The sequence below is a fragment of the Lactococcus taiwanensis genome (assembly GCF_014905395.1).
In the GTDB taxonomy this organism is placed as follows: Bacteria; Bacillota; Bacilli; order Lactobacillales; family Streptococcaceae; genus Lactococcus; species Lactococcus taiwanensis.
In genome coordinates this window covers 112,195-133,997 of record NZ_BNDT01000001.1, presented here as the reverse complement: position 1 = coordinate 133,997, position 21,803 = coordinate 112,195, and the positions used below count along the sequence as shown (strand labels likewise).

Below are 21,803 nucleotides of genomic sequence, written 5' to 3'. Positions count from 1 at the left end.
TTACTTTCTACTTCAAAAACCTCATCCTTACTGCCCAAGCTAAAAATAGCACAGTAAGTCCTATCACTGATATAACCGCCCCCTTTAGACCATTGGTCTTTCGACGATTGTTGATATATTCTCTTTCTACATCTGATATACCTCGTTTCCCCGGTGTTGTTGTTATCATCAATAATTCATGAATAATATAATCTTCAGCTTCTGAAGGATCGAACAATCCGCTTTCCAAGTTTCTCTTTGCTATCTGAAAAATCAGCTCAGCATCAATGGATTTATTATCATCTTCTAAAAGTTTGTCAATAGCTTGGGAAACCTCCTTATACTGTTTGGATTCTTTCTTCGTGTAAGGCTTTTTCACAGGAGCAAGAAATTTGTCATTGTTTATTTCATTCAACCAGTCTTCTCTTTGCCGATTAAGATTGTTAACCGATTTGTTTAAATCATCTATATTGATAGGCTTTTTATTCAGGGTCATTTGGTGTCCCTCCTTCTCCGTCTCTTTCTCTACGCTCCTCTTCTTCTCTTTCTTCAGCTTCCCCAAACTCTCCTATGCCGTCACCAACTCCTCCCCAGTCTGGTCTTACTCTTCCTGTACTTTGATATGGTTGATATGACTCATCCGCTCCTGCAACATCCGCTGCAGCAGTACCAAAACCGTAAGCGATTATACCGGTTAGGGTAGGCAAAACACTTCCCCAATCAAAATGAGACTCACTTTCTACTGCTAAATTGTATTGGTTGGAAATATATCCCCATACTCCACTTGATGATTTTTTGTTTGAGCCTTTTGAAGAATAACTCCCCTCAGCAGTCAATTCTGCTTCTTTAACATTGTAGGCAGAGCGAGAAACAGAAATTGATCCGTATGGACTTCTATAAAAACCATTTGATGAGATGTGATTGTTTAGAGACGCGGAGGATCTTCCTTCTTTCGAATAGTATACTACCTGCGCGGGTGGATTAAATCTGTAATAAACATTTACTACTTGGTTGTATTTTTGCCAAAAAACAGAGTAATAAGAACCACCAATCAAATCATAATAACCTAATTCGTTTGGTACACTGTAGTGATTAACTGTCCCTGCCCAGTGACTGATGCCCCCGCTTGTCCCAAGATAAATACCATTGGTGCCATAATAGTTAAAGGTCACATTGCTCACAATATGAGTATAAGGAATTGTTACACTATTATTGACTGTACTAAAATACCAGCGCATTGTAGTTTGACCTGGATAAGGGATAAGCCATGGGTCATTCAGATTTGGAATGTGATAGGTTCGCCATTGGTTTAAATATCCCATCAATTTTAACCGCACACAAGGCTGACCATCAAGTGTCAAAGTCACATTTACATAAGCAGGAATATGATTATATTTTACAATGATGGTTTGTTTTGGATGTCGGTATTCGCCTGAGACCAGAACTAGTGTACAATTTAGCCACCAATAATAGGGGCTTACTGAACGGTAGTGCAGACCTTCATAGCTTTTCAAGGTGTAGATTTTGATCGTATTACCCCAGTTGTCTTTATCAATAATTGTCACGGAAGCTTGCCGCCTTGTGTAGTGGACAGTTATATCGGTCTTGGGCTGACTGTATTTACCCGTAATATTTTTTTGGCTGGCATAAGTTAAACTATCATACCATGGAACACTGGGTTGGAAGTGATACGCACTACCATAGGTACCCATGATGGTTTTCGACGTATAGACTTTTTGCCCGGCGTCATTGACAAAGTGGAAAGTGATGTGTTCCTTAATCGGTTGATACTTGAAAACCAAGTGCTGATAAAGCCGATTGAAAGTGACGGGATACCTGCTCAGTTGCCCCGAAGCAATCTGATAGCCTTTAATGGGCTGAGCTTTAACCACTCGTGAGCTTCCGAAATAACCTGTCAAGGTTTGGGAACCGGCCAACACGTGCCCGTTGGCGTCCTCAAAATCCACCTTAACTGTGTCAACATTAGGATCATAATACAGCGTTCTTGATTGATGAGGGAGTAATTGCTGAAAGGCAACTTCTACACCAGTATTTCGATAATCGTAATTTGTGATATTAGGGATATGGATTACTTGCCAATCGCCGAGGTTACTGGTGTATTGTTCACTAGGGAGTAGGGTTTTGCCAGTTTGAGCGTTGACGTATTTTAGCGTCAAGGTGCCTGCGGTTTTGACATAAGGGACGGTCACAACTTGCGCCTGATTCGTATAATTTCCTACTACTGTTGGATTAGGTGGGCTTTGATAGAGCGGGAGCTTTGGCAGACGATACGTATAGGCATCTCCCGCATAACCGTCTAGCCTAATACTTTGAAGCACGCTGGCCTTGCTGGTCGTGCGATCCACCAGATGAAGCGTTACGGTAGCCGCTTGGTCATAATAGAGCGTAATATCCGTATTCGCGGCTTTGTAGTTTCCTGACAAGCTTGTTAAGGGTGACTTTTTATCTAAGCGATAATTGGCAAGGTTTGGCGTTGTTAGTTGATAAGCATCATTTACATAACCTTTCGTCACTTGTGGGGCTTGAATCACCTGACCTGTGAACGCATCAAGGAGATGAAGGGTAACGGTACTTTGCTTATCATAATAAAGGTTGAGATCGGTGTTACTGTTTGAATAGATTCCAGAGAGACTGACTGAAGCCGATTTTAGTTGATTGAGTCGATATCCTGAAAGGCTTGGTGCTGTCAGCTGATAGGTATCGGTTGCATAGCCTGTGTTAACTTGTGGTGCCTGAATCGCTTGCCCTGTGGTACTATCCAAATAATGAACCGTCACCGTGCTTTGTTTGTCATAATAGAGATTGATCGCTGTATTTGTCGTTTGGTAGGTGCTAGAGAGTTTGCTCGAATCCGTTAGGTTCGTATCCAATCGGTAGCCCGAAAGCGCTGGTGCAGTCAAGTTATAGTCACTAAACTGACTTCCCGTAAAGGTCTTTGGCGCCTGAATTTCCTGTTTTGTGGCAGCGTCAATAAAATGAAGGGTTGCACTGGAGTTAGGGTAGGTCAGCCGGATGTCCTTGATGGAGCCGTACATGCCAAAAATAGCAAAGCCTCCATCGCCTACGGTATTATCCGTCCTATTATTGTAGGTAGAGATGAGGGTGTCGCCATAGAATTCGTAAAGCAGCCCACCCAAAGGATAGTCCGCAAAACCATTGACGGGCGTCCCATCAGAGGTAAAAAGGCCATTGCCATCTTGTGAAAGATTGGCTCCTGCTCCAAGAACTGTCCCATTAAGCGCAAATTGTTGAGTATAGTCAACGTCTCCGATTACGGGAAATATCAAGAGGGTAACGGGTTGGTGTGTGTTGCTATCTTGAAATTGGTAAGATACTTTGACCCCATCCAAATTGGAGGTGCCCACGTTGATCGAACCGTCCGAAGCACTTGATAGCGTCACTGTGCTTTTATCAGGCGTCGTGTCCGTCACTTGTTGGACAGTAACTAAAACATCAAGGGATTCTCCTGCCTGTGTTTGCCCCACATGAGTGACTAAAACAGATGGGTACGTGGCGTCAGTTGAGTTGACACTAAATGTGTCAGACGTTGCGCTTTGTGAAACGGGTGTTCCCTGCTTCACAATAAAGCTACTGTTTGAACCCACCTGAATGGCGCCGTTTAACATGACCTTTTGCACAGTTGCCGGAGCTTGGCCGGAATTGACAAAGAGATTCGCGTCAAAACTGCCATTGCTAATATCCGCAATGGAGGAAATCGTGCCTTTGGCGGCGTACTGCAGACCATTGGTTAAAGTGCCTTGGCTGTTAATGACCATTGGCGTGTTAGTGGTTGCGGCTTTAGCAGATATCGTGATGAGACAGCTCAGCACAAGAAGAAAGCATAGCGTAATTAATCGTTTTTTCCCTTTCATAATCACCTGATTTCTAAAAATTGCCAAATTTTTTAAAAATTTCATTAATAAAAAATTTATTAATACGATTATACCACTTTTATTTCGATAAGATTACTAATGTGACTTTATTTCGGAGATATTTTGTTTTGAATTTTTAAGGTTACAAAAAAACATGGCAACGACATGTCCGCTCAAAAAAACCCTCCTGACGTTTCTGTCAGGAGGGTTTATAAAGTTCTATTTTACAACAATATTCACTAGTTTATTAGGAACCGCAATGACTTTAATCACATTTTTTCCTTCAAGAGCCTGTGCAACAGCTTCTTGTCCAAGTTTGCTGAGTTCCTCGCGTGAGAGATCTTTCGCAATCTTGATTTTAGCTTTAAGTTTTCCGTTGATTTGAACAACAATCTCAACTTCTGATTCTACTAACTTACTTTCATCATAAGTTGGCCATGCCACATAAGAAATCCCTGGTTTTTCACCAAGTTTAACCCAAAGCTCTTCAGCGATATGGGGAGCAAATGGCGCCAAAAGTTGTACAAAACCTTTTGCATAGTCACGGGGGAGGGCTTTAGCCTTATTAGCGCTATTTACAAAAATCATAAGCTGAGAAATGGCTGTGTTAAAGTACATATGATCCAAACGCTCCGTTACATTTTTGACGGTTTCGTGGTAAACCTTATCCAGTTCACCTGTCGACCCTTCTGTAATCTCAGAGTTTTCAATCATACGCACGACACGGTCAAGGAACTTACGAGCCCCTTCAAGCCCTTCTTCTGACCATGGAATACTTGCATCAAGTGGACCCATAAACATTTCATAAACACGTAACGTATCAGCTCCATAATGTTCAACAACATCATCAGGATTAACCACGTTTTTAAGAGATTTAGACATTTTAGCTGGAGCTTGTTCAAGGGCTTCACCTGTTTCCATATGGTAAAAGCCACCATCACGTTTTTCAACCTTATCAGTTGCCACTAAGGCCCCACGATGATCACGATAAGAGGTTCCGAGAATCATTCCTTGGTTAAAGAGTTTTTGGAAAGGTTCCTTAGTTGGAACAACGCCTAAATCATAAAGCACTTTATGCCAGAAACGAGCGTAAAGTAAGTGAAGAACAGCATGTTCAGCCCCTCCTACATAGATATCAACTGGCAACCATTCTTTGAGAAGTTCTGGGTCTGCCAAGGCTTCGCTATTATTTGGGTCAATATAGCGAAGGTAGTACCAACTTGAGCCTGCCCATTGTGGCATTGTATTCGTTTCTCGGCGTCCTTTAACCCCGTCTGCGCGTGTGACTTCCAACCAATCGGTCAAGTTAGCCAAAGGAGACTCACCTGTTCCTGAAGGTTTGATATCAGAAGTTACTGGTAAAACAAGTGGGAGTTCATCTTCTGGAACAGCGGTTGATGTGCCATCTTCCCAATGAATAATTGGGATTGGTTCACCCCAGTAACGTTGACGACTAAAGAGCCAGTCACGCAAGCGGTAAGTGATTTTCTTTTTCCCAATTTTCTTTTCTTCTAAAAATGCAATGGCTTTTTCAATCGCTTGCGCTTTGTCAAGTCCATTCAAAAATTCTGAATTAATATGAGGGCCATCTTCTGTATAAACAGCTTCTTCTACATTTCCACCTTCAACAACAGGCAAAATTTCAAGTCCATAGACCTTAGCAAATTCCCAGTCACGTTCGTCGTGAGCTGGAACTGCCATAACGGCGCCATGTCCGTATGAAGCAAGCACATAATCTGCCACCCAAATCGGCATTTTTTTACCATTGACTGGATTAATCGCATAGGCACCCGTAAAGGCTCCCGTCTTTTCTTTTGCAAGGTCCGTACGTGCTAAGTCAGATTTGAGGCTAGCTTGATGTTTATAGTCCGCAACTGCTTGAGCTTGTTCCGGCGTAGTAATCTTATCAACAAGAGGGTGCTCTGGCGCAAGGACAGCGTAAGTTGCACCAAACAGTGTATCTGGACGGGTTGTGAAAACTTCAAAAGCTTCGTCTGTACCTTCTACATTGAAGGTAACATCTGCACCGACGGATTTACCAATCCAGTGACGTTGCATTTCTTTGATTGATTCAGGCCAATCCACTTCTTCAAGGTCTTCAAGTAAACGTTCCGCATAAGCTGTAATTTTAAGCATCCATTGGCGCATTGGTTTACGAACAACAGGATATCCCCCGCGTTCAGAAGTTCCGTCTGGAAGCACTTCTTCATTGGCAATAGCCGTTCCGAGTTCTTCAACCCAGTTAACAGCTACTTCTGCTTCATAAGCTAACCCTTTTTCATAAAGTTTAGTAAAAATCCACTGTGTCCATTTATAAAAATTTGGGTCAGTTGTATTAACTTCACGTTCCCAGTCATAACTAAAACCTAAACTATTGATTTGACGTTTAAAGTTAGCAATATTTTCAGCTGTAAATTCTGCTGGGTCATTTCCTGTATCCATTGCATATTGTTCAGCAGGTAAACCAAAGGCATCCCAGCCCATAGGATGAAGCACATTGAACCCTTGAGCGCGTTTGTAACGGCTCAAAATATCCGTTGCCGTATAACCTTCTGGGTGTCCTACGTGAAGTCCTGCACCGGACGGGTAAGGAAACATGTCGAGGGCATAAAATTTTGGTTTATTTTTGTCAGTTCCTGTACGGAAAGTTTTATTATCCGCCCAGTATTTTTGCCATTTGGCTTCTATTTCTTGATGATTGTATTCCATAAATTAAGATGGGAGGTTTTACTAAATTTAGCTTAAAACACTCCATTCCTTTCATGACTAAGTAAATGTCGTTTAAAGTGAGTTTATAATAAATTAAAAGCAAGCACGAGATCACTTCCTGTAAGTTGCAAACCATACTTTTGCTCATATTTTTTAACTTTATTAATTAAGGTATTACGATGAATATAAAGCGCCTTAGCTGCTTGTGTTTGATTTCCCCCTGTTTTATAGAGGGTTCGCACTAGCGTTTGATCGTCACCGTTTGCTAGAAGTTCCTGGCGAATTTCCTCTAACATTGGAAAATCAAAATGCGTTAAGCTTTCTGATAAGATATATTCACTAAAGCCCTTGTGACTTTGAAAAATTTCACGTTCTATGCTGTAAGTTGCTGAAAGCTTATTTTTATCCACAAAACGCCCAATATAGAGCGAAACTTCTTCTCCTCTATCTTGCGCAAGCGTTTGAAAAATATCAAAAAGTTCCGATTTTGTCGGGCTATCCGTTGAAAAAGCTTCAATCACATATTGCTCCTGAGCATTGCTTTTCACAAAATCTGGCAACAAGAGCTTGAGGGTACTTTCTAACTCTAAAAAATCATTGCTCGAAAACTGGAGCATGCGATAACGCCCATTGGGGAGCTTGTCGGTACTGACCACATCGTCAGTAAATAGTAACGCTGTCAGTAACTTTTCACGAGCTGTCAGTTGATTTGGATCAACATTTTCATAAAGTTTTTTTATTTTTTCTAGTTCCATTTTTCAAAAAAGCGACCTACGGCCGCTTGAAACTGCTATTATCCTCTCTCGACTTAGCTCTGTATAAGCCAAGTAAGTGAGGAAAAACATCAGCTTTTAGATTTGTTCTGAAGGAAGATGCAATTCATAAAGTGGTGACAAGGGACGACTTTCATGAATGCGGATAATTGCGTCAGCAAGCAAGTGTGCAATTGATAACTTAACAATTTTTTCACTTTGACGTTCTTCTGGCATTTCGATGGTGTCCAAAACAACAAGTTTAGTAATTGCTGAATTATTAATGCGCTCGATTGCTGGTCCTGAAAGTACGGCGTGCGTACATGACGCATAGACTTCTGTTGCACCCAATTCTTTCAGAGCATTCGCAGCGAGGGTGATGGTACCGGCAGTGTCAATCATATCATCAATTAAGATACATTTTTTACCTTTTACATCCCCGATAATGTTCATGATTTCTGCGACATTTGCACGTGGACGGCGTTTGTCAATAATAGCAAGTGGTGCTTTCAAGAAATTAGCCAACTTACGTGCACGTCCAACTCCACCATGGTCAGGTGAAACGACTACGATATCATCACCAGCATAGACCAGTTGACGGCGGAAATATTCCGCAATCAATGGTGAACCCATCAAGTGGTCAACAGGAATATTGAAGAATCCTTGAATTTGGGGAGCGTGAAGGTCAAATGTAATCAGACGGTCTGCACCAGCAATTTGAAGCATGTTTGCTACAAGTTTAGAGGTGATTGGTTCACGCGCACGCGCTTTACGGTCTTGACGAGCATAACCATAATAAGGCAAGACGATGTTAATTGATGCAGCTGAGGCACGACGTAAGGCATCCATCATGATCAAAAGTTCCATCAGGTTATCATTGACAGGGTCACTTGTTGACTGAAGGATGAATACATGGTCACCACGGACTGATTCATCAATATGTACGATAGTTTCGCCATCTGAGTGAGCACCAACGCTTACTTTTCCGAGCTCAATTCCGATTTCTTTAGCAACTTTTTGTGCTAATTCATGGTTGGAAGAGAGCGAAAACAACTTCAAATTTGAATACGACATGAAGAGCCTTTCTTTAATTCCTACAGAACACAGAGGTTCAATTTTATGTATTCTTATTTTACCTTAAATTTTCAATTTTTTCAAACCGTGATGGAAAATAAAATAAAAAGGAGCTATTTTATTTCTCCCTTTTATTTATTGATTATAACAATTCTTTGAAAAGGCCTCTGACAAAGAATTCTTCATCAAAATCCTGTAAATCATTAAGTTTTTCGCCCAAACCGATTAATTTGACCGGAATTTTAAGACTTTGCACGATGGATAAAACAATCCCACCTTTTGCTGAACCATCAAGTTTGGTCAGAGCGATTCCTGAAATCGGTGTGACGGCAGAAAATTCTTTGGCTTGTTGAATGGCATTTTGGCCTGTTGTTGCATCAAGTGCCAAAATCGTTTCATGCGGAGCATCTGGAATTTCTCGTTTAATCACTTTACCAATTTTTTCCAGCTCTTTCATCAGATTATCTTTATTTTGCAAACGACCCGCAGTGTCCACAAGTAAAATATCATAATTGTCAGCTTTAGCTTTTGCGAGAGCGTCAAAAACAACTGCTGCTGGATCTGAACCCGCTGGTTTTGTGACTACTTCAACTGCGGAACGATTGCCCCATTCAACTAATTGATCAATAGCACCTGCCCGGAAAGTGTCGGCAGCGGCAAGTAAAACGCGTTTTCCTTCATTTTTGTACCGCGCAGCAAGTTTACCAATCGTCGTTGTTTTCCCAACACCATTTACCCCAACAAAAAGTAAAACCGTTAAACCTTCTGGTTGAATATCCAGACGTGAAGGGAGTTTTTCCCCGTCAAACTTATCAACAATTTTTTCAATAATCAGTTGACGTAAATCATCCGTGGATTTAGCATTAACTAATTTGGCTTCTTTACGTAATTCCTCAGTAATTTCCATCGCCAAATCCACACCCACATCGGACATGATTAAGGTTTCTTCAAGTTCTTCAAAGAATTCCTCATCCACGGTACGGAAATTTGCAAAAAGTTCATTGAACCCATCCGCAAAAGTCTTACGGGTCAGGGAAAGCGATTGTTCATATTTTTTTTCAGTTTCTTCGCGAGATTGAGTAAAGATATCAGCTAAGGCATCAATATCAATCACGATATCTTCCTCTTCTGCAACAGGCTCAGCAATAGGACTGACCGGCATATCAGAAGTAGGTTTGATCTGTGGCTCTGTTACAACAGGCTCAGCTGATACTTCCTCGTTTTCGGAAGTTTCTTCTGATGGATTGACTAATGTAGGTTCAGCGGTCGGACGAGGTAGCACTTGTTCACTGTCCTTGGGTTGGGCTGACGATAGCCCCTCTTTAGGAACGACAGATTCCTCTTTTTGTTCTACTTTTTGGTCAGCGTGCTTTTTCTCTTCAATAACTGTACTGACAGGCTCATCAGTGATTTGTTCTTGCTGATCTGCTGCAAGTTGTTCTTCATTTACTACTTGTTCTTCTTGTTTTTTCTTACCAAATAATCGGTCAAAAAGTCCCACTTTTTTCTCCTTTTAAATGAACCGAGTTCATTCTATTTTACACTTTATTTTCTGATAGAGGTCACTACTTTTAAAACTTCAAGCTTTACGTCCATCAGTCATCTTTAAAGGACGTACGTTTCAAGCACTTTGGCTACTGCGTGTTGATCATTGGTCCAGTCGGAAATAATTTTGGCCTCTTCTTTTACAGCAGGTACCGCATTCGCCATTGCCACACCATAGCCTGCCCATGCGATCATCGAAAGGTCATTGGCCTCGTCCCCCATTGCCATCACATTTTCTGGTTTCAAATCTAACTGATGGATGAGTTGAGTGAGACCATAGGCTTTATTAATCCCTTTTGGCATAAATTCTAGTAATTTTGCTTGTGTTTTAAAAACTTCAAATTCTTCGAAATAACGCTCAGGAATCTCAGCGAGTCGTTGATCCAATAATTCTTTTTCTGTACAGGAAACAATTTTATTGTAAACAACATTCTGAGGGACATCAGCAAAGTCCATCTTCATAAAAGTGAGCAATTTATTTAAAGTTTCATACTGTGAAGCTACCGCACTTTTAGTCACAAATACTTTTTCCTCACTCAGAATATCACAAGGTAAATCAAGTGCGGTGGTTAAGCGTTTAATTGCTGAAATCTGCTCATAGGAAAAACTTTTCTTCGAAACAATTTGTCCTGTATTACGTTGGACCAATCCTCCATTAAAAGTGATACTAAAATCTTTAAAATCCAGCATTTCAAGCCGTTTCAAATAAGGTTGGATGGCTACTAAAGGGCGCCCTGTTGTCAAAACAACGTGAACATCTTTTTTTCGAGCCGCTTCAATCGCTGAGACATTTTCTGCTGAAATTTCTTTCGAGGAGTTTAATAAGGTACCATCTAAATCAAGCGCTACCAATTTAATTTCATTCTTCATTGTTTTATTATACCATACCGTGTCACTATGGCTCAATAATGGTTATTAATTTCACAGCGAAAAGAAGAACTGGTAAAGAAATTTGCTTTATTTTTGGGTAAAACAAGTAATCACTTTCTCCTTGAAACTTCTAAAACTCCTGAATGTGTACTTTAATCTCCTTTCTAATATTTCTTGAAATTTCATAAAAAGATTTGACAAAGCAAAGTTTTTTAATTAAACTAGTAATAATTAAAATACAGAGGTCCTAAACATGACTCCAATTAATGCCACTTTTAACTTGTTGTTGAAGGAGGGCTCACGCTAGCAACATCTTGCTATCAGTGTGAGTCCTCTTTGGCGTTTGGTCATGATGAGGACAAAAAGACGTCCTCAGGGCGTCTTTTTTTGATGTCAATTAAGAAGGAGGGAAGCTAAATCAAAAAATAAGAGTAAAATTACTAAGTGTTTGTTAAATGAAAGGAAAAAAATTTGGAAATTACACACACATTAAAAAAGAGAATGACGTCACGTCATATTGCCATGATTGCTCTAGGAGGAGCTATTGGGGCTGGTTTATTTAAAGGGAGTGCTTCAGCAATTGAATCTGCAGGGCCTGCCGTCTTAGTTGCTTACTTTTTAGGTGGCTTGGTCTTATTTTTCGTCATGAAAAGCCTGGAGCAGTTGATTTTGTCTTCTGAAAATCCACATGGCTTGTCTGGTCTAGTTCAGCCTTATCTCGGCGCACGCGCAGCTGATTTTACTGACTGGGTTTATTGGTCTTTATGGATGATTAATATTATCGCCGAAGCTGTTGCGGCAGCGAGTTTTTTACAACTCTGGTTTGCTCAGGTGCCCACTTGGATTTTTGTTTTAATCATCGCTGCTTTGACTTCACTGATTAATCTGTTTTCGGTCACTTTCTTTGCTGAAACAGAATATTGGTTGGCTTTTATCAAAATTAGTGTCATTATTTTGCTTATCTTATTTGGTCTCTTTTTAGTGGCTCAGATGGTCTTTCACGCCAATCTGGTTACTGCACTGTCGGGTCTCACTGCTCATGGTGGCTTTGCTCCCCATGGATTCAAAGGCGTGATGAATTCACTCTTGATTGTAATTTATTCTTATGGGGGCTCTGAATTAATCGCCATCACTGTTAGTGAAACGGAGAATCCTAAAAAGGCTATTCCCAAAGCAATTCGAGGAGTTATCGGACGCATCATTTCTTTTTATATTGTTCCGATGTTCTTATTGTTACTTATCTACAGTTGGCAGACTTTAGCGGCCTCCTCCATGAGTCCTTTCGTGATGGTTTTTAACAAAATGCACCTGCCATTTGCGAGTGATTTGGTGAATTTTATCATTGTTCTAGCACTCTTTTCATCAATAAATTCGGGAATTTATGCCTCTTCTCGCCTCTTATTTTTCCGTTTAAAACAGCGACCTAGTCGTTTATCAGGTCATATTGCTAAACTTAACCGCAAGCAAGTCCCACAACGTGCCGTTTTATTTTGTTCAGGCACGCTCTATATCGGAGTAGTCCTCTCTTATTTCCTTGGGGATCGTCTGTTCAATTATTTAGCAGGTTCTTTATCCTACACAGTATTACTGGTATGGTTTTTAATCAGCTTAGCTGGCTTTCTACTGGCATTGAAAAAACGAGTTTGGTCAGCGAAAAGCATGAGCTTAGGCGCAATGCTTGCACTTGTCTTGATTTTCATTGGGATATTATTGACCAATCCAATAGGGGTTACCCTCTTTACTGGTGCACTCTATCTGATTATTCTCTTTAGCTATCGCCGCTCTAAGCCTGCTGATGAGCTTTAAAAACAAACGGGTCTTTTTCTTTACTGACCACGCTGTCAGTAAAATTTAAAGGGATTTTTCAAAATTCTTTTGAACAAAATAGCCGGCTAACCAAATAGAAAAAAGAATACCTAGCATACCCACTAACATGGCAGCGACCTCAGCCATCAAAAGTTTCGAATTAAAGATATCCGCCCATCGATAATGAAGGCGAACAAACCATAAAATTAAACCTACTGTTGAGCCTAAAACACCAAAAAATAGCGTATTGACAGCTGTTCCCAAAATTTGTTGTGAAATAATTCGCCGCTGATTGATAAATTGAGGCAAAGTCATGGCTTCATCCTGTTCTACCACTTCTGATAAGCTCGCCGTCAGCGCCATGGCCGATTCAGCGACAGCTCCTAACATAGAAATCACAATCACTACAATGGCAACATTTGAAAAGTTTAATCCCACTGCAAGCGAGAGATTTTCAAGTTCATCCACATCTTCTGCAGCAAAACCTTGAAATTGACCCACTAGCTGTACAAGTACCGCCAAGCCTAATAAAACGAGCACTACGATCAAACTCGTTTTAAAAGCAATAAGCGTGACTTCACTTTCATCAGCAGACATAAAGATTGCTATGGCCAAAATAATCGCTGACAGCACTGTCAGTACAAGAATGGCATTAAATCCCCAAGCTATCAGTGTAATCAAGACAAAGATTGCACCAAAATTAAGGGCCAATCCAATCAAATTTCTCAAGCCATCTTGGCGTGCCACTAAAAGCATTAAAGCTATAAGAAGGATTAATAAGACTAAAAGTGAATTCATATAGGGTGCACCTCGCTTTTTCTATGCATACGTACAAGCCCAAAACTGGTCACAATTGCGGTAATAGGGACGGCAAGAACAATACCGATGGCCGAAATAATTGTTTGAAGGAGTCCAAGATTGAGCCCAACCGTTGCGATATATCCCCACGTGTTCCCATTTCTCAAAAGCAACAAAGTCATAGGAAGCGCCTCGGCCATAAAAATCATAAATAGAACATTGGTCAAGGTACCAATGATTTCTTGGCCAATGGACATCCCAGAGCGGATATAATCTTTTTTTGTCATGTTAATCTGATTCAATTCATTTTGTCTAGCAAGACCAAAAAGTCCAGCAACGATGTCTCCCGTCCCATCCATAATGGCACCCAGTACAGAAATCATTGTGCCGACAAAGAAAAATTCTGAAGGGTTTTGCGTCACATATTCTAAGTATTCGAAATGGACTCCGTGGTTGCCTGTCAGCTTTAACACCAGCAAAGTCACAGCAAATGTAATAAAAGTCGTAAGTGCCGTGGTGATAAAAGTATAAACCATTTGTCGAGTTGGGCCAAGCACAAACAAAAGGGATGATGCAGCAAATAAAGCGGATAAAAAAGCAAAAAGGAAAAGGACAGGTGGATTAAAAGAAACATTAAACGCAATCACACTCACAAAATAAATGAGATTCAGCACCAAAGAGGCCAACAAAAATAGGGAAGCGCGCAAACGTTGGAAACTGATTAAAAAACCGATGAATAAAACCAGTAAGGCACTGATTAAAGCATCTCTTTTGAGGGAAACGATTTGGACTTGTCCAGCAATCTTTTGTAAAATCACCTGCTGACCGACGCGAAAAAGTTGGTCAGTTGTTTGTGAACTGGTCGTTGTATTTTGCAGTGTCAGTGTTTTTTTATTGTCGTTAAGTATTTTAACCTGGAGTTCTTGAACAATTTGTCGATCTTTATTTTGAAAATCATCACTCACTTCATGCGAACTAAGTGTTTTAACCGCCGTAATTTTTCCTACAGGTGAATGATAAAGAAAATGATCATGACTGACCAGCACAAAAACACAAAGTGCAATCAAAATGGGCAGGATCATTTTTTTTAAAAGCCATTTTATATTCATAAATTTTCTACTTTCAAAAAAGAAAAGACGGCAATAGTGCCGTCTCTTCTTAGGCTTTTGCCTCGAGTATCTTTTCTTGAGAAGCATCGAGTACTTCTTGTAAACTTGCCAAAGTTTGTTTTGACTTACCAAAAGTCAAAAATTGATAACGTTTCCCCGCATAGCTAAATTCAAAGCCGAACTTTCTGACCCGAATGGCCGAAATATACTTTAGTTCAATACTTTTCATTTTAACCCGAGGGAATGTTGTGAAATGAAGTTGACCTTCCGATATAAAGAAACGGTGCGGCCAAATCAGTACAACAAAGACCAGGTAAGAAAGAATTGCCAAGGTGGTCAAAAACCAATTGCCTTGTTTATCTAGCTCATAAAAAAGTGTACGCTCGAAACTCAAAATGATGATACCCCAGAGCCATACTAATCGATGATTAAGTGAAACTGGGAGAAAATATCCTGTTTTCATTGATTCCTCTCTTCATGTCCGTTAAGGTAAAAGCCATAAAGATAAGTTTTACTCTCTTTTGACGCTGCATTTTACCTGAGAAAGTTACTGACAGCCTGGTCAGTAACTGACGGAATTTTTTTGTTTAATCTTTAACTTTGACTTCATCTTCACCTTTTTTCACTTCGGGAATATCCGTCGTGTAGTCTGGTAAAGTTGATTTTCCTTGATTTTGGCTCAATAAACTATTTGATTTAGCCGACAAATCTTCATTCTCTTTCTTCAGACGTTTTTCAGTATCTTTCACCGTATAGCTGTAATCTTTTGCATCAACTGGTGTAAAGCCTGTAGGGGTATAGAACCTCAAGAGATTTTGATTATTTAACTTATCCGAAGCTGCCAATAGATCGGCTACTTTCTGTTTAGTTTCTTTCACATAAGTTTCTTGCTCTGGCGTTAAGTTTTCAATCTGTAAGCCCGTTTGCGTATCGTAATAGTAACGGCTATTTAATGTCGGTAAAGTAATGGTTGGGGTCACAAATCCCCCATTTCGCAAGGCAACAAAGTCTTGACGACCTGATGCAAACATATCTTGGCCAAATTGAACATATTTTGAAGTATCTATGCCCATCAAATGCTCTAAAGTAGGCATCACATCAACTTGTCCCACATAAGTATCGATGATGTGACCATCTGTACGTCCTGGCACGTCAATCATAAACGGTGTGCGTTGGAGCATCGTGTTGTCGTAGTTATTGAATGTATCCGCATCGTAGCCAACATATGGGGCAAAAGCTTTATTATCACTACCTGAGATACCGTAATGGTCCCCATAAAGGACAATGATTGACTTGTCATAAAGCCCTGATTTTTTCAGATAAGCGTAAAATTGCTCCACAGCTTGATCGAGATAATGAGCCGTTTCAAAGTAACCATCAACCAATTTATTACCCGAATCAACGGTTGCAAAATTTGGATCCTTATCTTCGTCATCCATCGTATAAGTCAAGTGGTTGGTCACCGTTAGATATTTAGCATAGAAAGGCTGTTGCATCTGTTCAAGCATGGGTACTGAATCCCGGAAGAGTAATTTATCTTTAATTCCCCAAGGACTCATATTTGAAGCAGAGTTATCAAAGAAGCTTTGATCAAAGAAGTTTTGATAACCCATTTGTTTGTAGGTGTTTAAACGGTTGTAGAACGCACCAACATTCCCGTGAAAGACAGCTGAACTGTAACCATCGGTTTGATTCAAGATTGCAGGCATGGCTTGGAAAGTTTGAGTGGATCCGTATTTAGCAAAGAGCGAGCCAGCAGGTAAACCAAACGTTGAAGTCTCAAGCAAGTTTTCAGCATCGGATGTTTTCCCTTGACCAACCTGGTTAAAGAAGTTACTAAATGAATAGGTAGAATTGGAATGATAGATCGAGTTCAAAAACGGCGTAACAACATGTTCCTTACCATCTGTCCCTTTGATTTTCAAATCAATCAAAGCTTGTTGGAAAGATTCCAAGTGAATCTCAATGACATTCCGGTTTTTAGCAATCCCATACATTTTCATATTAGGGGCTAGATAACGGTTGGAAGCAATATATTTTTGAATCTCTTCCAGGCTTTCTTTACTAGCATCTTTACGTTGTGTATTTGCTAAATTTGTATAATAACCATCGGTCAAAATCCAAGGCCCCAAGCCTAAGTAGCGAACGACATAGGTTTTATCAGACTGTGCTCGACGCATAATCAATTGATTTTTATTGAAATCTCCAAACCAAAAGTTAAGCCCAAACAATGCTAATCCCATCGAGAAGAAGGTGAATGCGCGCTTTGCCCCAACAGGGCGTTGGTCAAATTTCATTTTCTTTGCGATTAATAAAACGATAATAACCACAAGATCAATCCAGTAAAGCCAATCCATTAAATGGACAGGAACCGATCCAAAATCAAAGCCATGTTGGAACATTCCTGCTCCACCTGTCATCGTATCAATCGTGATAAAATCACTGAATTCTCGGTAATAGAGAACATTCAAATAAAGTAAGAAATTTGCACCAATCCCAAGGACAAGCGTTGCAAGATAAAAGAGGGAAGTCCTTCTGATAAAGAGCAACAGCGCAAAACAAGTTGCTGTAAAGCCAATCGGGTTGATGATCATCAACAAAAATTCAGCTGGACCAACGCCTCGGAGGTTAAATACTCCAAAATAGGCAAGCATTGATTTGGCCCAGACAAAAAAGACAAGAAAACTAAGCAAACCAACACGTGTGTTGAAAGCAGAAAGTAATTTTTTCAATTTTATAACCCCAAAAATAGATTTATTTCGTTTCCCTATTTAGAAAATAAGTTACGAAATTGTAGTAACCTCTGAGAAACAGTGTTCAAACAAAGGCAATAACCACTACAAATTTTCATTTTAAACATAAAAACTTGTGCTTTATTTTACATGGTATTTGCTTAAATTATACGCTTTTTAAGCGTGAGAGGCAATCAAAATGCGAATCACACCCTTGAGCAAGTCCTGTAAAAAATTCAGTTTTTAGTATAACAATTTTAAGTTAAAGCTAGCTTAAAGTTTGAGTTTCGGCTGAATTAAGCTTGATCGAAATCATCTTAGAAACTCCAGCATCTGCCATCGTAACACCATACATCGCACCCGCAGCAGCCATCGTTCCACGACGATGAGTAACCACGATAAACTGATTGCTATTATCAAAATGGTTCATATAATCTCCAAACCGTTTGACATTCGCTTCATCAAGCGCCGCCTCTACTTCATCGAGCACTACAAAAGGCACCGTCCGTACACGCAAAATCGCAAAAATGAGGGCTAAGGCAGTGAGGGCTTTTTCTCCCCCACTCATCAGATTGAGACTAGCCAATTTTTTTCCAGGGGGCTGGACATTGATCTCCACACCAGCTTCCAGTAAGTTGTCACTGGTTAATTCCAGATCGGCTTGGCCTCCTGCAAACATTTGTGCAAAAGTGGTTTTAAAACTTTCACGAATTGCTTCAAAACTTGCCTTAAAGCGGATTTTCACTTCATCATTCATCTCGTCAATCGTGGAGAGCAACAAGGTTTTGGCTTCCAATAAATCTTCTTTTTGGCTGGACAAAAAGTTGAAGCGTTCACTGACCTCTTCATATTGAGCAATGGCATCCAAATTAATCGGACCAAGCGCCCGGATTTGACGCTCTAATTGTTTGAGCTCCTGTTCAGCTTGACTCAGATTATCGAGAACCTCTACTTGAGCTTTTGCCTCTGCAAAACTCATCTGATGCTCGCTCGTCAAGCTTTCTTGCAGATGCATTATTTGTGCTTCAAGCTGTTCAACTTGCATTTCTAAACGCGTTTTTTGATTATTGAAGGTTTGATTTTGCTGGATAAAATCCTGATGATGTTGTTCCAAGTCTTCCATCTGTGCCGCGATATCTTCCCGTTCAAATTTAAGACTGACCAGACGCACATTCAACGCACCGAGTCGAGCTTCCACTTCCTTTAGTTGTTCAGCAAAATGGTTTCGTTCCGTTTCGTCAAAGTTGACAGGGTTGAGCAAATGAGACAGTTGTTTTTGTTCTTCTGCTAGAGCTGACAGCTCTGTCAGTAAACGTTCTTCATCAGTTTTGTTATAGCGTAGCGCACTGCTGACCTCTGATTGTCGGAGCTTGGCAGCTGTTTGAGCTTGGGTTTTAGCACTATGTAACGCTTTGTGAGCCTGGCTATTTGATTTCACTGCCTCAAGCTCTTGTTCAATCGCCACTTTTCGTTCGCCAATTATCGCCAACTGCTTCGCAGTCTTTTGATTTTGTTGGTTAAGTTCGGCAAGTTGACCTGAGGCTTCTTTTTGTACTGACAGACCGGTCAGCTGCTCTAAAGTGGCTTTTTGGTCTTCTAATTGGGTCAGTTGAAGCTGCAGGGACTGCTCAGCAAAGCGCTTTTCTTCACCCTCAGCTTTGAGCTGTTCCAACTCTTCAAGGATTTGTGCTCGTGCTTTTTGAGCGACTTGCACCGCTTTTTCGGCTGCCTTGAGCTGGGCTTCAGAAGTAGAAAGTTGGGCTTGAAGTTGTTCTAACTCAACGGTTGTAAAGGTAGTTGTATTGCGTTTACCAGCCCCTCCTGCATAAGAACCACCTGGGTTGATTTGAGTACCGTCTACCGTCACAATCCGCACGCTATAGTTCATCATGCGAGCAATCGCCGTAGCATTTTCGCTATTATCCACGATGAGCGTCGTGCCTAAAAGTGACTGCATGGCTTTTTTCAAACGGGGATCAAACTGGACCAAATCAATCGCCAAGTTAATAAAACCAGGCATTTTTTTAATACGTTCAAGTCCATTGAACGTGCGGGCTTTTATGGTTGTAAGGGGCAAGAAAGTTGCTCGGCCTAAGCGACGTTCACGCAAAAAAGCAATGGCTCGCTTGGCGGCATTTTCATCCTCAGTAATGATATTTTGACTTCCTCCACCAAGAGCAATATCAATTGCCGTGGTATACTGACTATCAAAAGATAGCAAATCGGCAACAACACCAATCACACCACCCAGCTGGTCTGCATTTTGCATCACCGCCCTAACGCCAGCAAAGAGATTGCTGTGGCTATCACGAATGTTTTGTAAGGAGCTCAACCGAGCTTTTTGCTGATTAAGTGTTTGCAAGTGATCATAAAGAGCGTTTTGTGCCTCACGTTCACGTGCGGCTTCTTCTTTTTCAGCAGTACTTTTTTTCTCAAAAGTCGCTAAACGTTCAGCAATCTCATCTTGAAGTTGAGCCAGATTGGCTTTAACTTGTGCTACCTGTTGGCTTACCTTTTCAAATTTTATCAGATTTTCACGAGCTGATTCATTCTGTTCAGACTGTTGGCGAGTCAATTGTTCGATCTCTGCCTTGTTACGCACCATCTCATTCGAGAGTTCCGCTTCTTGGCTGACCAAACGAACAAATTCATCTCGTAAGCGTTCCATAAGGGTTTCTGGATTTTCTGACAGATTGGCTAATTCGGCTGACAGTGCTGTCAGTTGCTGATCAAGTTGCGTTTTTTCGGCTGTTAACTGAGCGGTCTTCGTTTTCAATTCAGCTAATCTTTGGTGGGTAGCTTCTTTTCGTTCGTTTAAAACTTGTAAACGCTGCTTTCGCTCCGCCGCAGTTTTCTGTGAAGAATCTTTTTGCACATCAAAAAGTTCAATTTTTCTTGTCAAATCTGCTTTTAAATTGGAAAAGTTTAGCTGATCAGCTTGTAAGTTTTCTTGCTCAGTTTCTACAGCACGTCTTTGCTTACGCAAGTCGCTCAACTGGTCCTCATAAGTTTTTTGCCGTGCTGACAGACCGGTCAGCTGTTGCGTAACCTCTTCAAGTTCAGCTTTAATCGTTTCATACTGTGCTTTACCAGCTGTAAGTTGTCCCACTAGAACAGCGAGTGCCAGTTTCTGACGTGAAGCATCCAAGGTCTTAAAACGCAAAGCGACATCTCGTTGAGCCTGCAATGGAACTAACTGTCCATTTAACTCAAAGATAATGTCCTCAAGCCGATCCAGATTATCCTGTGTGGCCTGAAGCTTGGATTGCGTTTCATTGCGCCGGTTTTTATATTTCAAAACGCCCGCTGCTTCCTCAAAAATCGCGCGACGTTCCTCAGGTTTTGAATTGAAGACAGACTCGATACGTCCTTGGGAAATGATTGATAAAGAATCACGACCAAGTCCTGTATCGGTAAAAAGATCATGAATATCACGCAGACGGCATTTATGCCCATTCATCAGAAATTCTGAATCCCCATTGCGATAAAGGCGACGTGTAATGACAACTTCTTCTTGTTCATCCTGTCCTTGCAAGTAATGATCGCTGTTATCAAAGTGAGCAGTAACTTCTGCATAATTAAGCGCACGCCGTTTTTCTGTACCAGAAAAAATCACATCTGGCATTTTTCCGCCACGAAGTGATTTTGCCGATTGTTCACCCAACACCCAGCGTAGGGCTTCAACGATATTAGATTTCCCAGATCCATTTGGACCAACTACTGCGGTTATTCCTTGGTCAAAGGCAATCGTCGTGCGGTCGGCAAATGACTTGAATCCGACAATTTCCATTTTTTTAAGATACATGGTTCTGCCCTTTTATCGCATCTTCAGCTGCTTTTTGTTCAGCTACTTTCTTTGATTTCCCAATCCCACGTCCTAGCTCTTTACCATTATTGTAAACGGCAGCAACAAAAGAACGATCGTGGGCTGGACCTTCTTCTTCCAGGATTTTATAAGTGATGGTTGTTTCACCACCCATTTGCAATATCTCTTGAAGTTCCGTCTTGTAGTCCACCACTTTAACATAATCATCAGCTTTAACATGTGGGACCACTACCCGGTAGATAAAGCGTCGTACTTCGTCCATCCCTTGATCAATAAAAAGTGCCCCTAAAAAAGCCTCAAAAAGGTTTTCTAAAGTCGTTTCTCGATTGCGTCCTCCCATTTTTTCTTCACCATGGCCGAGTCTTAAAAACTCACCAAAGCCACAACGACGTGAAAAGTTTGCTAAAGACTCTGTTCGGACAATACTGGAGCGCATCTTGGAGAGTTCACCTTCTAACTTTTCAGGGTAAGTCCGATAGAGATAATCAGAAATGACCAATGACAAAGCGACGTCTCCCAAAAACTCCAAACGTTCGTTGTTTGCAACCTTTGGGAGCCGTTCTTCATTAGTATATGAGGAGTGAGTAAATGCAGTCTTTAAAAGTTCCTCATCTGAGAAAACCAGACCATAATCATTTTTTAGTTTTTCTTGGAGCTTGAGCATAAAAGCCTCCCTTTTATGAAAATACATTTTTTTAGTTTTATCCCTT

At 40.7% G+C, this 21,803-nt stretch carries 14 protein-coding genes; 1 reads left to right on the top strand and 13 read right to left on the bottom strand.

The window, feature by feature from the left end; all coding sequences use genetic code 11:
* Nucleotides 1–7 precede the first annotated feature (7 nt).
* The 7 genes from JKP71_RS00600 to JKP71_RS00570 all read right to left on the bottom strand — a co-directional run bounded on the left by JKP71_RS00600 (nt 8) and on the right by JKP71_RS00570 (nt 10,822).
* Nucleotides 8–475, bottom strand: a complete 468-nt coding sequence (locus JKP71_RS00600; protein WP_200406640.1) for a hypothetical protein — start codon at nt 473–475, stop codon at nt 8–10.
* The gene (locus JKP71_RS00595; RefSeq protein WP_200406639.1) at nt 462–3,917 is read right to left on the bottom strand and encodes a MucBP domain-containing protein; all 3,456 of its coding nucleotides are present in this window, start codon (nt 3,915–3,917) and stop codon (nt 462–464) included. Before JKP71_RS00595 ends, JKP71_RS00600 begins: the two co-directional genes overlap by 14 nt.
* A gap of 174 nt (nt 3,918–4,091) precedes the next feature.
* Nucleotides 4,092–6,581 (bottom strand): leucine--tRNA ligase, encoded by a 2,490-nt coding sequence (gene leuS, locus JKP71_RS00590; RefSeq protein ID WP_200406638.1) that lies wholly within the window; start codon nt 6,579–6,581, stop codon nt 4,092–4,094.
* 83 nt (nt 6,582–6,664) lie between these two features.
* Nucleotides 6,665–7,336 carry a helix-turn-helix domain-containing protein gene (locus tag JKP71_RS00585; protein ID WP_200406637.1) on the bottom strand — a complete coding sequence of 224 codons (672 nt, stop codon included), beginning with the start codon at nt 7,334–7,336 and terminating at the stop codon, nt 6,665–6,667.
* Between the two features lie 96 nt (nt 7,337–7,432).
* Nucleotides 7,433–8,407, bottom strand: a complete 975-nt coding sequence (locus JKP71_RS00580) for a ribose-phosphate diphosphokinase (RefSeq protein WP_075525008.1) — start codon at nt 8,405–8,407, stop codon at nt 7,433–7,435.
* Between the two features lie 142 nt (nt 8,408–8,549).
* Nucleotides 8,550–9,908 (bottom strand): signal recognition particle-docking protein FtsY, encoded by a 1,359-nt coding sequence (ftsY, locus tag JKP71_RS00575; protein WP_200406636.1) that lies wholly within the window; start codon nt 9,906–9,908, stop codon nt 8,550–8,552.
* A gap of 104 nt (nt 9,909–10,012) precedes the next feature.
* Nucleotides 10,013–10,822: a Cof-type HAD-IIB family hydrolase gene (locus JKP71_RS00570; RefSeq protein ID WP_200406635.1), complete on the bottom strand. Its 810-nt coding sequence runs from the start codon at nt 10,820–10,822 to the stop codon at nt 10,013–10,015.
* Nucleotides 10,823–11,323: 501 nt separating this feature from the next.
* On the opposite strand from JKP71_RS00570, the gene JKP71_RS00565 reads away from it, so the two are divergent.
* A complete protein-coding gene (locus tag JKP71_RS00565; protein ID WP_200406882.1) occupies nt 11,324–12,628 on the top strand; it encodes an amino acid permease in 1,305 nt (434 codons plus the stop codon).
* Nucleotides 12,629–12,673: 45 nt separating this feature from the next.
* On the opposite strand, the gene JKP71_RS00560 is transcribed toward JKP71_RS00565, so the two are convergent.
* The 6 genes from JKP71_RS00560 to rnc form a co-directional block, all read right to left on the bottom strand.
* A complete protein-coding gene (locus tag JKP71_RS00560) occupies nt 12,674–13,426 on the bottom strand; it encodes a YibE/F family protein (protein ID WP_075525012.1) in 753 nt (250 codons plus the stop codon).
* A complete protein-coding gene (locus tag JKP71_RS00555) occupies nt 13,423–14,535 on the bottom strand; it encodes a YibE/F family protein (protein ID WP_200406634.1) in 1,113 nt (370 codons plus the stop codon). The genes JKP71_RS00560 and JKP71_RS00555 overlap by 4 nt, the downstream gene beginning before the upstream one ends.
* 49 nt (nt 14,536–14,584) lie before the next feature.
* The gene (locus tag JKP71_RS00550; protein WP_075525014.1) at nt 14,585–14,998 is read right to left on the bottom strand and encodes an EbsA family protein; all 414 of its coding nucleotides are present in this window, start codon (nt 14,996–14,998) and stop codon (nt 14,585–14,587) included.
* A gap of 124 nt (nt 14,999–15,122) precedes the next feature.
* On the bottom strand, nt 15,123–17,267 hold the full coding sequence (locus tag JKP71_RS00545; protein ID WP_231097849.1) for an LTA synthase family protein: 2,145 nt from the start codon (nt 17,265–17,267) through the stop codon (nt 15,123–15,125).
* A 268-nt stretch (nt 17,268–17,535) separates the two neighbouring features.
* Nucleotides 17,536–21,072, bottom strand: a complete 3,537-nt coding sequence (smc, locus tag JKP71_RS00540) for a chromosome segregation protein SMC (protein ID WP_200406633.1) — start codon at nt 21,070–21,072, stop codon at nt 17,536–17,538.
* Nucleotides 21,062–21,757, bottom strand: coding sequence for a ribonuclease III (rnc, locus tag JKP71_RS00535; protein WP_075525017.1), 696 nt, complete (start codon nt 21,755–21,757; stop codon nt 21,062–21,064). The genes smc and rnc overlap by 11 nt, the downstream gene beginning before the upstream one ends.
* Nucleotides 21,758–21,803 lie beyond the last annotated feature (46 nt).

Excerpts from the sequence above, each read along its gene's own strand:
- JKP71_RS00600 (WP_200406640.1), bottom strand. The coding sequence starts at position 475 with ATGACCCTGAATAAAAAGCCTATCAATATAGATGATTTAAACAAATCG.
- JKP71_RS00595 (WP_200406639.1), bottom strand. The coding sequence starts at position 3,917 with ATGAAATTTTTAAAAAATTTGGCAATTTTTAGAAATCAGGTGATTATG.
- leuS (WP_200406638.1), bottom strand. The coding sequence starts at position 6,581 with ATGGAATACAATCATCAAGAAATAGAAGCCAAATGGCAAAAATACTGG.
- JKP71_RS00585 (WP_200406637.1), bottom strand. The coding sequence starts at position 7,336 with ATGGAACTAGAAAAAATAAAAAAACTTTATGAAAATGTTGATCCAAAT.
- JKP71_RS00580 (WP_075525008.1), bottom strand. The coding sequence starts at position 8,407 with ATGTCGTATTCAAATTTGAAGTTGTTTTCGCTCTCTTCCAACCATGAA.
- JKP71_RS00570 (WP_200406635.1), bottom strand. The coding sequence starts at position 10,822 with ATGAAGAATGAAATTAAATTGGTAGCGCTTGATTTAGATGGTACCTTA.
- JKP71_RS00565 (WP_200406882.1), top strand. The coding sequence starts at position 11,324 with ATGACGTCACGTCATATTGCCATGATTGCTCTAGGAGGAGCTATTGGG.
- JKP71_RS00560 (WP_075525012.1), bottom strand. The coding sequence starts at position 13,426 with ATGAATTCACTTTTAGTCTTATTAATCCTTCTTATAGCTTTAATGCTT.
- JKP71_RS00555 (WP_200406634.1), bottom strand. The coding sequence starts at position 14,535 with ATGAATATAAAATGGCTTTTAAAAAAAATGATCCTGCCCATTTTGATT.
- JKP71_RS00550 (WP_075525014.1), bottom strand. The coding sequence starts at position 14,998 with ATGAAAACAGGATATTTTCTCCCAGTTTCACTTAATCATCGATTAGTA.
- smc (WP_200406633.1), bottom strand. The coding sequence starts at position 21,072 with ATGTATCTTAAAAAAATGGAAATTGTCGGATTCAAGTCATTTGCCGAC.
- rnc (WP_075525017.1), bottom strand. The coding sequence starts at position 21,757 with ATGCTCAAGCTCCAAGAAAAACTAAAAAATGATTATGGTCTGGTTTTC.